At 53.7% G+C, this 13,115-nt stretch carries 15 protein-coding genes; 1 reads left to right on the top strand and 14 read right to left on the bottom strand.

Annotation, left to right across the window (positions count from 1 at the left end):
• Positions 1–157: 157 nt before the first annotated feature.
• From ptsG to yceD, 14 genes are all read right to left on the bottom strand, one after another.
• Positions 158–1,591 (bottom strand): PTS glucose transporter subunit IIBC, encoded by a 1,434-nt coding sequence (gene ptsG / locus JK231_RS00740; RefSeq protein ID WP_058959578.1) that lies wholly within the window; start codon positions 1,589–1,591, stop codon positions 158–160.
• A gap of 283 nt (positions 1,592–1,874) precedes the next feature.
• Complete coding sequence (locus tag JK231_RS00735; protein ID WP_034830707.1) at positions 1,875–2,666, bottom strand: metal-dependent hydrolase; 792 nt, start codon at positions 2,664–2,666, stop codon at positions 1,875–1,877.
• Between the two features lie 17 nt (positions 2,667–2,683).
• On the bottom strand, positions 2,684–3,673 hold the full coding sequence (gene holB / locus JK231_RS00730) for a DNA polymerase III subunit delta' (protein ID WP_097119621.1): 990 nt from the start codon (positions 3,671–3,673) through the stop codon (positions 2,684–2,686).
• Positions 3,670–4,305 carry a dTMP kinase gene (gene tmk, locus JK231_RS00725; protein WP_097119620.1) on the bottom strand — a complete coding sequence of 212 codons (636 nt, stop codon included), beginning with the start codon at positions 4,303–4,305 and terminating at the stop codon, positions 3,670–3,672. Before tmk ends, holB begins: the two co-directional genes overlap by 4 nt.
• Positions 4,295–5,314 (bottom strand): endolytic transglycosylase MltG, encoded by a 1,020-nt coding sequence (gene mltG, locus JK231_RS00720; RefSeq protein ID WP_211727784.1) that lies wholly within the window; start codon positions 5,312–5,314, stop codon positions 4,295–4,297. The genes tmk and mltG overlap by 11 nt, the downstream gene beginning before the upstream one ends.
• The gene (gene pabC, locus JK231_RS00715) at positions 5,311–6,123 is read right to left on the bottom strand and encodes an aminodeoxychorismate lyase (RefSeq protein ID WP_097119618.1); all 813 of its coding nucleotides are present in this window, start codon (positions 6,121–6,123) and stop codon (positions 5,311–5,313) included. The genes mltG and pabC overlap by 4 nt, the downstream gene beginning before the upstream one ends.
• 122 nt (positions 6,124–6,245) lie before the next feature.
• Positions 6,246–7,487 (bottom strand): beta-ketoacyl-ACP synthase II, encoded by a 1,242-nt coding sequence (gene fabF, locus JK231_RS00710; RefSeq protein WP_211727783.1) that lies wholly within the window; start codon positions 7,485–7,487, stop codon positions 6,246–6,248.
• An 86-nt stretch (positions 7,488–7,573) separates the two neighbouring features.
• Positions 7,574–7,810 (bottom strand): acyl carrier protein, encoded by a 237-nt coding sequence (gene acpP / locus JK231_RS00705; protein ID WP_007885774.1) that lies wholly within the window; start codon positions 7,808–7,810, stop codon positions 7,574–7,576.
• A gap of 153 nt (positions 7,811–7,963) precedes the next feature.
• On the bottom strand, positions 7,964–8,698 hold the full coding sequence (gene fabG, locus JK231_RS00700; protein ID WP_034830697.1) for a 3-oxoacyl-ACP reductase FabG: 735 nt from the start codon (positions 8,696–8,698) through the stop codon (positions 7,964–7,966).
• Between the two features lie 10 nt (positions 8,699–8,708).
• Positions 8,709–9,641: an ACP S-malonyltransferase gene (fabD, locus tag JK231_RS00695; RefSeq protein ID WP_160832491.1), complete on the bottom strand. Its 933-nt coding sequence runs from the start codon at positions 9,639–9,641 to the stop codon at positions 8,709–8,711.
• A 16-nt stretch (positions 9,642–9,657) separates the two neighbouring features.
• Positions 9,658–10,611 (bottom strand): beta-ketoacyl-ACP synthase III, encoded by a 954-nt coding sequence (locus JK231_RS00690; RefSeq protein WP_034830694.1) that lies wholly within the window; start codon positions 10,609–10,611, stop codon positions 9,658–9,660.
• Positions 10,612–11,652 carry a phosphate acyltransferase PlsX gene (gene plsX / locus JK231_RS00685; protein WP_034830692.1) on the bottom strand — a complete coding sequence of 347 codons (1,041 nt, stop codon included), beginning with the start codon at positions 11,650–11,652 and terminating at the stop codon, positions 10,612–10,614.
• A 27-nt stretch (positions 11,653–11,679) separates the two neighbouring features.
• Positions 11,680–11,850: a 50S ribosomal protein L32 gene (gene rpmF, locus JK231_RS00680; RefSeq protein ID WP_007885783.1), complete on the bottom strand. Its 171-nt coding sequence runs from the start codon at positions 11,848–11,850 to the stop codon at positions 11,680–11,682.
• Positions 11,851–11,864: 14 nt separating this feature from the next.
• Complete coding sequence (yceD, locus tag JK231_RS00675) at positions 11,865–12,386, bottom strand: 23S rRNA accumulation protein YceD (protein WP_034830691.1); 522 nt, start codon at positions 12,384–12,386, stop codon at positions 11,865–11,867.
• A 143-nt stretch (positions 12,387–12,529) separates the two neighbouring features.
• Here yceD and JK231_RS00670 point away from each other — a divergent pair, with 143 nt between their 5' ends.
• Positions 12,530–13,111: a nucleoside triphosphate pyrophosphatase gene (locus JK231_RS00670; RefSeq protein WP_211727782.1), complete on the top strand. Its 582-nt coding sequence runs from the start codon at positions 12,530–12,532 to the stop codon at positions 13,109–13,111.
• The last annotated feature ends 4 nt before the right edge of the window (positions 13,112–13,115 follow it).

Genomic DNA, 13,115 nt, shown 5'->3' with positions numbered 1-13,115 from the left:
TGCGAGGGAGCGGCGGCAGAGGAGTAAAGCGTCCCGCGACAGGGATGTCGCGGGCCGAGCCCCAGGGATGGTTTATGGCGTCTTTACGATCTGCCGCCGCTTCATCGCACAGGCTCGGCCACTGCCTTGACCTTGACCTCAGGCCGAGCCCAATCCTTTACATATTACGAATATAATCATCCATCTCAGTTTTCAGGTTATCGGACTTGGTCCCGAAAATCGCCTGAACACCGGAACCGGCCACCACCACGCCACGCGCGCCGAGGTTTTTCAGTTCAGTTTGATTCACTTTTGCCACATCCGCGACACTCACACGCAGACGCGTAATACAGGCATCAAGATTGGTAATGTTCTCTTTACCACCAAATGCAGTCACCAGTTTGCCTGCCATCTCGCTACCGGTAGCGCTGCTCTGCTCCATTGCAGTGTCCTCACGTCCAGGTGTTTTCAGATTCAATTTCACAATCAGCACACGGAAAACGGTGTAATAAATCAGGCCGTAAATGATACCGACAATCGGGAACAACCAGATCTTGCTGCTGTTACCGCTCAGCACCACAAAGTCAATCAGACCGTGTGAGAAGCTGGTGCCATCACGCATGCCCAGCAGAATACAGATTGGGAATGCCAGACCCGCCAGAATCGCATGGATCACATACAGAATCGGCGCCACAAACATAAACGAAAATTCAATCGGTTCGGTGATACCGGTCAGGAACGAGGTCAGCGCGGCGGAGATCATAATGCCGCCCACTTTGGCACGGTTTTCCGGCTTAGCCGAGTGCCAGATAGCAATCGCAGCAGCAGGCAGACCGTACATTTTGAACAGGAAGCCGCCAGAGAGTTTACCTGCGGTTGGATCGCCCGCCATATAGCGTGGGATATCACCGTGGAACACCTGACCTGCGGCGTTGGTGAACTCACCAATCTGCATCTGGAAAGGCACGTTCCAGATATGGTGCAGACCAAACGGCACCAGCGAACGCTCAACGACACCGTAAATGCCGAACGCCACCACCGGGTTCTGATAGGCTGCCCACTGGGAGAAATCCTGAATCGCGGTACCAATCGGTGGCCAGATAAAGGACAACACGATACCAGTGAAAATCGCGGTCAGACCGGAAATGATCGGCACAAAACGCTTACCGGCGAAGAAGCCAAGATATTCAGGCAGCTTGATGCGATAAAAACGGTTAAACATATACGCGGCGATGGAGCCGGCAATGATCCCGCCCAGCACCCCGGTATCGGCAAGGTGTTTGGCCTCAATTTCCGCTGGCGGTAAGTGCAACACCAGTGGTGCAACCACCGCCATGGTTTTCACCATGATGCCGTAAGCCACCACGGAAGCCAGCGCCGATACGCCATCGTTATTGGTAAAACCGAGCGCCACGCCAATCGCAAAGATCAGCGGCATGTTGGCGAACACGGAACCGCCCGCCTCCGCCATGACATGTGAAACGACAGCAGGCAACCAGCTGAAGTTAGCCGAACCAACACCTAATAAAATACCGGCAATCGGCAAAACCGATACCGGCAACATTAGCGATTTACCTACTTTTTGCAGGTTCGCAAATGCGTTCTTGAACATAAAAGCTCCTGAGTATGAGTGCATATTTGCGCAGTGCGCTGGCAAAGGGGGAGGATCCTTCACCGGGGTGACGCTGAGCGTCTTTTGATTTATTACGAAGGGTAAAATAAATCGATATTTGTTACTTTGACGGCTATCACGTTTCGCTCAAGACGAACGCTTGCTTTCTGTTGTTTTTGACTGAATTGCCTGGAGAAACAGCAATAAATCACTGCCCGTGCCGCGTTATATGCCGCACAGGTCAGTGATTATAGAATTAATACGGAGTTTAAAATAAAGCGGATTAGCCGCCGAGTCGGCTCATTGGGACATGGAACAGACGCGAGAAGTTTTCTGTGGTCGCTGCAGCCAGGGTTTCGATATCCACACCCTTCAGCACAGCCATATAATCCGCGACATCGCGCGTAAAAGCTGGCTGATTTTCTTTGCCACGATGCGGAACCGGCGCCAGATACGGCGAGTCAGTCTCGACCAGCATGCGATCCAGCGGCACATAACGCGCGGCATCACGAATCTGCTCAGCATTGCGGAAGGTCAAAATGCCGGAGAAGGAGATATAAAAGCCCATATCCAGCAACTGCGCCGCAGTCTCTTTATCTTCAGTAAAGCAGTGCAACACGCCACCACATTTTTCCACCTGCTCTTCACGCAGGATTGCCAGCGTGTCTTCACGTGCATCACGGGTATGTACGATGATCGGCTTATTCAGCGCGATGCCGGTACGGATGTGTTCACGGAACGAGGCTTGCTGCTGCGCTTTGGTCTCCTGCTGATAGAAATAATCCAGCCCGGTTTCGCCCAGTGCAATCACCTGCTCTTCAGCTGCCAGTCGACGAAACTCTTCGACATCGTACGGTGCTTCCTGATTTAACGGATGCACGCCGCACGCCAGGGCGATGTTTTCCCTGTCGCCGACCAATTGCTTGATCTTGTAGTAATCCGGCAGCGTGGTGGCAATCGCCAGCATAAACTTCACGTCACGCGCGGCGGCTTTGGCGATCACATCGTCCAGATCGCGATGCTGCTTCTCATAATCCAGGCCATCAAGATGGCAGTGCGAATCAACAATAAACATACTTCTCTCTTTTACGCTTAGCCGACCGCCATGGGCGACATTAAGCGTCCCCAGGCTAACAGGCGATCGGTCAAAATCAGTTCACGGTTCAGGGCGGCGACATGCAACAGTTGCTCACGACACTGCATCCACTGCTGGGCGCTGGCGTTGAGAGCACTGCTGTTAAGCTGCTGAGCCAGTTGCGATACGACCTCAGGATGGTCGCCGTTGCTTAACCAGTTGCTGGCACCCTGCTGCACTTTCATGGCATCCACCAGTAATGAAATCAGCCAGCTGAGGCGCTCTGCCACATCGTCGCTGTTCAGCGCGGGCAGCAGTTGCAGTACATCGCGGTTCAACGCGCTGAGCAAGGTTTCACACAGCTTCTCACGTGCCTGCCAACGCTCAGGCTGCAGCAGGGTCAACGCCGCAGCAGGTGCGCCATTGCTCAAGCGCAGAGCGGCTCGCAGTACTGGCTCGGATTGCGGCAACTGTTTCTGCAGCCATTGCAAACTGGGCAACTCTTCTGGTGGGGAAAGATGCCATGTCATGCAGCGGCTGCGCAAGGTTGCCAGCAAACGTGATGGCTCACGGACGCTGAGGAAAAACCAGCAGTTGGCAGGAGGCTCTTCCAGCGTTTTCAACAACGCATTGGCGGCGGCTTCAGTGAGCTGCGCCGCATCCGGCAACCAGACAATCTTTGCTCCGCCCTGCTGAGCAAAATGGTAGAGCTTCTCGGTGACGTCACGTACCGCATCAATACCCAGTGAAGATTTGCCTTTTTCTGCTTCCAGACGATACCAGTCAGGATGCGTCTGCGCCTGCATCAGCTGGCAGCCGTGGCAATGGCCGCAGCTCTTCAAGCCTTCCGGATGTTGGCACATTAACCAGCGGCTAACACCCCACACTAACGCATGGTCACCCATGCCATTAATGGCCTGTATCAGCAAGGCATGGTGTGCCTGACCGCTCTGATGACGGCTGATAATCTGCCGATAGGGCTGATTCAGCCACGGATACCAGTTCATGCCGCCTGACCTGCCAGCCATTTTTGTAGCGCTGATTTAAGTGACGATGTCACTTCTGCAATATTTTGTGTGGCATCAATGGTTAAAATGGTGTCATCGCTGGCAGCCAACGCCAGATAACGGTCACGTGTGCGTTCAAAGAAACGCAGTGATTCTTGCTCAATACGATCGAGTTCCCCGCGAGCACGCGCGCGTTGCAGGCCAATTTCCGGTGTCACATCCAGGTAGAGGGTCAAGTCCGGACGGAAGTCGCCCAATACCGCATCGCGCAGGGTGGCCATCAACTGCGTATCCAGGCCACGGCCACCGCCCTGGTAAGCCTGGGATGAGAGGTCGTGACGGTCACCAACCACCCAGGCGCCACGCGCTAACGCAGGCTTAATCACGTTCTCGACCAATTGAACACGGGCGGCATACAGCATCAGCAGTTCGGCTTTGTCAGTCACCTGTTCGCCATCAATTCCCTGCTTCACCAGTACGCGTAATTGTTCTGCCAGCGGCGTGCCGCCGGGCTCACGGGTGAACACCACATCGTCGATACCCTGCTCATGCAGCACCGCCACAATGGCATCACGCGCAGTGGTTTTGCCCGCGCCTTCAAGGCCTTCAATGACGATAAACTTACTTTTCATTTTTTTCCTTCATAGCCAGCCGATAGACCTGCACCGCTTTATTATGGCTGGCGAGATTGGTGGTAAAGGTATGTCCGCCTTTGCCATCCGCGACAAAATAGAGATAGTTGGTTTTTTCTGGATGCGCCGCCGCTTCCAGCGAGGCTCGGCCTGGCATCGCGATAGGACCAGGCGGCAAACCGCTAATCGTGTAGGTATTGTAATCGGTCGGCGTTTCGAGGTCTTTACGCGTAATCGTACCGGTGTAGTTATCACCCATGCCGTAAATCACGGTAGGGTCGGTTTGCAGCTTCATGCCGGTGCGCAAGCGATTAATAAATACCGAGGCAACGCGCGCGCGCTCTTCCGTCACGCCGGTCTCTTTTTCGATAATCGAGGCCATGGTGACCAGATCTTGCTCATTTTTATAAGGCAGATTGTCCATCCGCCCCTGCCAGATCTCATCCACCAGTTTATTCATGCGCGTGTGTGCCCGCTCCAGCAGCGATATATCACTGGTGTTAGCTGTATACAAATAGGTGTCGGGATAGAAAGCGCCCTCAAGCTGATTTGCATCCATTTTCAGCGCAGCGGCGACAGTCGCAAACTGATCGTCAGTTAGCGTATGTTTGATACAGGGCGCTTGACGCAGTTCGGCCAACCACTCCTTCAGGCGCGAGCCCTCGACAAACCGTACCGGAAATTGCGCTTCTTTACCGCTGGCCAGCAACTGCAACAGCTGTCTTACCGTCATATTGCTTTCCAGTCGGTAGGTGCCGGCTTTGAACTTCGCGAGTTCAGGCTCAAGTTTCAAAAGCGGCCCAAACCAGATACTTTCCGGAATGATGTGTTGGCTTTCCAGTTGCGCTTCCAGCACGACCCGACCACTACCCGCGGGCAATGTGTAGATCGTTTCCTGATTAATGGTCAAAGGGGTATCGGCAAAACGTTCAATCTGCCAATAACTCAATGCCGCCGCGAGGCCGGCAATCGCCACAGCGCTGGCGAGTATTTTTTTCATTCGGGTCATGATGCTTCCATCTTCTGGCAACTGTTATACAGCTGCTGGTACAGCGTGCGTGCGGTGAACGAAACATCGTCAATTTTCCGCACAGGTAAAACCGGCATCAGGGCATTGCAGATCACCACTTCATCGGCGTTCAGCACATCCTCCCTGCTTCCTTCAATCAACTGACAAGCCTGGCCTTCCGACGCTATCTGCGCCATCAGATAACGGCGCATAATGCCATCGACACCCGCTTGCTCAAGACGCGGCGTGAAAACCTGATCACCTTTGCGCCAGAATAAATTGGCCGCACAGCATTCCACCACCGTCCCTGCAGTGTCAAGCACCAGCGCCTCATCAGCATCGGTGTAGTCAAGCTGCTGACGGATCAGCACCTGTTCCAGTCGGTTAAGATGTTTGAGGCCGGCGAGCAGTGGATTGCGCGCCAGTCTCACTGGGCTGGTTATGAGCGCTGCGCCCTGCTGCTGCAAAGTAGTGTAGTGTTGCGGCCACGGAGAAAGGGAGAGGATGCGCGTCGGGGTTGTGCAACCGGTTCGGCTATATCCCCGTCCACCGACGCCTGGCGTCAGAATCACTTTTAAAACGGACTGGGTTTGACCATTGGCGGCATGCTGCATCTCCTCGGCCAGCTGCGCCATATCCGGTAAGGGAATGAATAAACGCTCACAGCCTTCCTGCAATCGCTGCAAATGGGCGTTCAGCAGTTGTATCTTGCCTGCCACTACCGCAGCAGTGGTAAAACAGCCATCACCAAACTGCACCGCGCGATCGCGCGCAGAAAGTTCGAACTGCTCTACGCCGTTTATCCACATACCGCTCACCTTTGGCTACCCTGCCAGTCTGAATACCACTGACAGCGGTAAGAATCCACGCCACTGCGTGACAAAATATAAAAAAGGCCCGCATTGCGGGCCTCTGTTTGGCTGGGTAAAACTTAGACCTTGCGGAAGATCAGCGAGCCGTTGGTGCCGCCAAATCCGAAGGAGTTACACAGCGTGTACTCCAGTCCGCTCACCTGACGTGCTGTATGCGGCACGAAGTCGAGGTCACAACCTTCATCTGGGTTATCCAGGTTGATGGTTGGCGGAACTGCCTGGTCGCGCAGCGCCAGAATCGAATAAATCGCTTCTACCGCGCCTGCTGCACCCAACAGGTGCCCAGTCATGGATTTGGTAGAACTCACCATCACGCTGTGAGCCGCTGCACCAAATACAGACTTGACCGCCTGAGCTTCAGCTTTGTCACCCGCTGGCGTTGAGGTGCCATGCGCGTTGACGTAGCCAATCTGTTCAGCATTCAGCTGCGCGTCACGCAATGCATTCACCATCGCTGCTGCAGCACCTGAACCATCCTCCGGCGGGGACGTCATGTGGTAAGCATCGCTGCTCATGCCGAAACCGACGATTTCAGCATAAATTTTCGCACCGCGCTTTTTCGCATGCTCGTACTCTTCCAGCACCACAATGCCTGAACCATCGCCCAATACGAAACCATCACGGTCTTTATCCCACGGACGGCTTGCCGCCTGCGGATTATCGTTATTGGTTGAGAGCGCACGTGCAGCACCAAAGCCACCCACACCCAGCGGGGTACTGGCTTTTTCAGCACCACCGGCCAGCATGACATCGGCGTCGTTGTACGCAATGATACGCGCAGCATGACCAATGTTATGCACGCCTGAAGTACAAGCGGTTGCAATAGAAATGCTTGGACCTTTCAGACCGTACATGATGGTCAGGTGACCTGCCACCATGTTAACAATGGTAGAAGGAACAAAGAACGGGCTGATTTTGCGCGGACCGCCGTTAACCAGTGAACTGTGGTTGTCTTCAATTAAACCCAGTCCGCCGATGCCGGAACCGATAGCTGCGCCGATGCGACCGGCATTCTCATCAGTCACGACCAGACCGGAGTCCGCCATAGCCTGAATACCAGCCACAATGCCGTATTGGATGAAGTCATCCATCTTGCGCTGATCTTTGCGCGAGATGAATTCATCGCAATTAAAATCTCTTACTAAGCCCGCAAAGCGTGTTGCGTAGGCACTAGTATCAAAATGGTCGATCAGGCTGATGCCGCTCTGACCGGCAAGGAGAGCACTCCAGGTAGACTCTACGGTATTGCCGACAGGAGACAACATGCCAAGACCAGTCACAACTACACGACGCTTAGACACGTACGTCCTCCAGGGAGGGAAAAAATAACGCTATGTGGGGCAAACATAAAACTCAGGCGGTCGAGGTGACCGCCTGAAGATATTCATTAGCCTTGGTGGCTATTGATGTAATCGATCGCTGCCTGAACGGTAGTGATTTTCTCAGCTTCTTCGTCTGGAATTTCAGTATCAAACTCTTCTTCCAGAGCCATTACCAGCTCAACGGTGTCAAGAGAATCTGCACCCAGGTCTTCAACGAAAGAAGCAGTGTTAATCACTTCGTCTTCTTTAACACCCAGCTGCTCAGCTACGATTTTCTTAACGCGTTGTTCGATATCGCTCATACTATTTAATTTCCTATCAAAACTCGCTTTCGCGATGGTTTTCGTAGTGTATAAAATGTTGAAAAAGATGCAACAAAATCCCGGCTGGTCGAACCACGATTTTGCGCTATTCTGCGGTGTTTACCGCAGATAATGCAAATGTTTTCGTGATTATCAGACCATGTACATGCCGCCATTGACGTGGAGCGTCTCACCCGTGATGTAAGAGGCTTCGTCAGAGGCTAAGAATGCAACAGCATTGGCAATCTCCTGCGGGTCGCCTAAACGACCTGCCGGCACTTCTGCCAAAATGCCCGAGCGCTGATCTTCGTTCAGTGCACGCGTCATGTCCGTTTCAATAAAGCCCGGAGCCACGACGTTTACGGTAATGCCACGTGACGCGACTTCTCGCGCCAGTGATTTGCTAAAGCCAATCAAACCTGCTTTTGCTGCCGCATAGTTTGTTTGACCCGCGTTACCCATGGTTCCAACTACAGAACCGATGGTAATGATACGGCCCACGCGTTTTTTCATCATGGCACGCATAACCGCCTTAGAAAGACGGAAGACTGATGTCAGGTTGGTATCGAGGATATCCGCCCACTCATCGTCCTTCATGCGCATCAACAGATTATCACGCGTAATGCCTGCATTATTGACTAAAATGTCCACTTCGCCAAATTCAGCGCGAACTTTCTCGAGCACGCTCTCAATAGAGGCCGCATCGGTCACGTTCAACAGCAGACCTTTGCCGTTATCGCCGAGGTAAGCACTGATTGCTTCCGCACCGCTTTCGCTGGTGGCGGTTCCCACCACTTTCGCACCGCGCGCAACCAACGTTTCCGCGATTGCACGGCCAATGCCGCGGCTTGCGCCAGTCACCAGCGCTACTTTACCTTCAAAGCTCATGTTTTTCCTCTTATTCCTGTGTAAGCGCCGCAGAGAGTGAAGCAGAATCGTTCACGGCTGCAGCGGTCAGGCTATCCACAATACGTTTGGTCAGACCGGTCAGGACTTTACCTGGACCGATTTCCAGCAACTGGCCAACGCCTTGGGTGGCAATAAATTCAACAGCTTCGGTCCAGCGCACCGGGCTATACAGCTGGCGAACCAGTGCACTGCGGATTGCCACGGCATCGGTTTCACACTTGACGTCAACGTTATTGACGACAGGCACAGATGGTGCGTTGAAAGTGATGCTTTCCAGTGCCACAGCCAGTTTATCTGCTGCAGGCTTCATCAACGCGCAATGCGAAGGAACGCTCACAGGTAATGGCAACGCACGCTTGGCACCGGCCGCTTTACAGGCAGCACCTGCACGCTCAACCGCTTCTTTGTTACCCGCGATAACCACCTGGCCTGGCGAATTGAAGTTCACCGGCGAAACCACCTGACCTTGCGCGCTTTCTTCACACGCTTTACGGATAGACTCATCATCAAGCCCGATGATTGCCTGCATGGCACCGGTCCCTTCAGGAACCGCTTCCTGCATCAGTTTGCCGCGTAATTCGACTAACTTGATTGCGTCCGCAAAGTTCAATACGCCAGCACAGACCAGCGCAGAGTATTCACCCAGGCTATGGCCGGCCATCAGCGCAGGCTGCGGGCCATTTTTGCTCTGCCAGACGCGATAAATCGCGACGGAGGCCGCCAGCAACGCAGGTTGCGTCTGCCAGGTCTTATTCAGTTCTTCAGCTGGACCTTGTTGTACCAACTGCCATAAGTCATATCCCAGTGCATCAGAAGCTTCACGGAAAGTGGCTTCAACCTGCGGGTTTTCCACAGCCAGATCGGCCAGCATGCCGACGGTCTGTGAGCCCTGTCCTGGGAAAACAAAAGCAAATTGTGTCATCTGTCGTTCCTGTCAATCAAAAGCGAACCAGCGCAGAACCCCAGGTGAAACCGCCACCAAAGGCTTCCAGCAAAATCAGTTGGCCAGGCTTGATACGGCCATCTCGCACCGCTTCATCCAGTGCACTTGGCACCGAAGCCGCTGAAGTGTTGCCATGACGATCCAGCGTCACCACCACTTTTTCCATGCCCATGCCGAGCTTTCTGGCCGTTGCGCTGATAATGCGCAGGTTGGCCTGATGTGGCACCAGCCAGTCGAGCATTTCGCGATCAAGGTTGTTGGCTTGCAGCGTCTCGTCCACGATATGGGCAAGCTCGGTCACAGCGACTTTAAAGACTTCATTACCGGCCATCGTGAGATAGGCTGGCTCATCCTGATGTTCACGATCCTGATACGGCAGCGTCAACAGCTTGCCATAACGACCGTCAGCATGCAGATGCGTTGACAGGATACCGGGCTCTTCACTTTGCCCCAGCACCACAGCGCCAGCGCCGTCACCAAACAGGATGATGGTGCCACGATCGTTAGGATCGAGGGTGCGGGCTAAAACGTCCGCACCGATCACCAGCGCGTGTTTGACCACACCGTTTTTGATGTACTGATCGGCAACGCTAAGTGCATAGGTGAAACCTGCACATGCAGCGGCCAGATCGAAAGAAGCGCAGTCATTGATCTCCAGCATCTGCTGGATCATGCACGCTGAACTTGGGAAGGCATGGCTGGAAGAGGTGGTCGCCACGATAATCAGACCAACATCGCTGGCCGCAACGCCTGCCATTTCCAGCGCGCGCTGTGCAGCCGCGAAGCCCATAGTGGCAACCGTTTCATCTGGCGCGGCAATACGGCGCTCACGGATACCGGTACGCGTGACAATCCACTCGTCCGAAGTCTCCACCATTTTTTCCAGATCCGCATTGGAGCGAACCTGCTCAGGCAAATAGCTACCCGTACCGATAATTTTGGTAAACATCTACGCTTTGTCACTCCTGGCTAATACAGCGTCAAGGCGCGCCGCAATCCTCTCTGGGACTTGCCTGCGCACCGCCTGCTCTGCCTGCTCTATCGCCACGGCAAACGCACGTTGATTCGCCGCACCGTGGCTTTTGATCACTGTTCCGCGCAATCCTAACAGACAAGCGCCATTGTACTGGTCGGGGTTGAGATGGCCGAAACGTTTAGCCAGACGCTTTTGCAGCCAGCGCCCGACCCATTTCAACCACCACGCCCGTTTTTTCCCATCCTCTGACGACTTGAGCAGAGAAAGAAACATTCTTACCACGCCTTCCATGGTTTTAAGCGTGACGTTTCCCACGAAGCCATCACAGACCAGCACATCCGTCTTGCCGGTGAGGAGATCATTCCCCTCAAGATAACCAATATAGTTGATTTGCGGCGTATCCCGCAGAACCGCAGATGCTGTGCGAATCGTTTCCAGCCCCTTGGTCTCTTCCTGCCCAATGTTGAGCAGCGCGACACGCGGTCTGTCGATTTCCAGCACTTCCTCGGCCATGACAGCGCCCATGATGGCAAACTGCACCAACATATCGCTATCCGATTCCACATTTGCGCCGAGATCCAGCACCACCGTTTTACCCTGCTGCTGATGCGGCAGAACGGTCATCAGCGCCGGACGCTCAATGCCATCCAGCGGCTTCAATAACATCTTAGCCAGACCCATTAACGCGCCGGTATTGCCTGCACTGATGCAGGCTTGCGCGTTACCCTCTTTCACCAGCTCGAGTGCCACACGCATCGAGCTGCCGCGGCTGTTTCGAATGGCTTGTGAAGGCTTGGCATCACTTGCAATAACCGATTCGGCAGGGATCACCTGCACACGCCCCAGTAACGAGGAATCCGCTTTGGCAAGAAATGACGAGATGATGTCGGGATCACCGACCAGAAGAAGAACCAGATTCGTATGAGAGGCCAGTGCCTGCAAGGATGCAGGCACTGTCACGCAGGGACCGAAATCCCCGCCCATGGCATCAACTGCCAGGGTCAAACGTGTCAAGGTATCGCCTTGCGTAACCGCAAAGAATTACTTGGTGATAACCTTGCGACCGCGGTAGTAACCATCCGCAGTGATATGGTGACGCAGATGAGTTTCACCAGAAACTTTATCTACTGACAGAGCTGCAGTGGTCAGCGCATCGTGCGAACGACGCATACCACGCTTAGAACGGGTTGGTTTATTCTGTTGTACGGCCATGGACCTTACTCCTATTACTTACGCTTTAAACTGGCTAATACGGCAAAGGGATTTGGTTTTTCTGCCTCTTCAGGCAACTTGCCAAATACCATGTCCGCGTCGGACACTTCACAGTGTTCAGAATCATGCACCGGAACTACAGGCAGCGCGAGGATGAGTTCATCTTCGATAACTGCCAGCAAGTCGATTTCGCCGAAATCATTGATATCAACTGGCTCGTAAGCTTCCGGCAGTGCCTCGGCCTGCTCATCAGAAGAGACAGGACTGAAGCAATAGCTTACGTGGACAGCATGCGGGAATGACTGGTTGCAGCGTTGACACGACAATGTCACCTGCACATCAGCTGTTCCTTGCAGAACCGCTAAGCGCTGGTTGTCAATCGCAAACGACATGGTGCATTCCACATCACTGTCCACACTCACGACCGTTTCGGCCAGGCGCGCCACCAATTCAGGTGCATACACACCTTGGTAATCAAGGCGCTTTTGCGCGGCGCGGGCCAGATCGATCGTCAGGGGTAATTTTACCTTTTGCATAGGGCGCGCATATTAACTTTGTAACGTCATAGAGTCAAAGAAAAAGGCCGGTTTACAGCATCTTTCACCCGTTAGTCGCATCCAGTGCGGCGCATAGTTTAAAATGCCTGTCATCTTTACGCTATCTATTCTGAAAAAAAATCATGACACCGTTAATTCTGGCCTCCACTTCCCCATTCCGTCAGGCCTTGCTGAGCAAGCTTGGCCTGCCTTTTATTGCCGTTGCGCCCGATTGCGACGAGACGCCGCAATCGAACGAAACCGCACCGCAGTTAGTGCAACGCTTAGCACTGGCAAAAGCCCAGGCGCTAGCCGCTCGGTTTCCACAAAGCTGGATTATTGGTTCGGATCAGGTCTGCGTGCTTGATGGCAACATCACCGGAAAACCGCATACGGTGGAGAATGCCTGCCGGCAACTGGCTGCGGCCAGTGGCCAAGTGATTACGTTTTATACCGGGCTCGCCTTGATTCAGCCACAAACGGCACAACAGCAGGTGGTTTGTGAACCGTTCAACGTACATTTCCGTCATTTAAGTCAGGCAGAAATTCGTCACTATGTGGAAAAAGAGCAGCCGTTGAATTGTGCGGGCAGCTTTAAAAGCGAAGGTATGGGGATTTGCTTGTTTGAGCGGCTGGAGGGGCGCGATCCCAATACGCTGATTGGATTACCACTGATAGCGTTAAATAAGATGCTGATCAAAGTGGGCATCAACGCGCTGGATTGATGCC

Origin of the sequence: Pantoea sp. JGM49, from assembly GCF_018257655.1 — a bacterium.
GTDB lineage: Bacteria > Pseudomonadota > Gammaproteobacteria > Enterobacterales > Enterobacteriaceae > Pantoea > Pantoea communis.
This window is presented reverse-complemented; position numbering and strand designations above follow the sequence as displayed.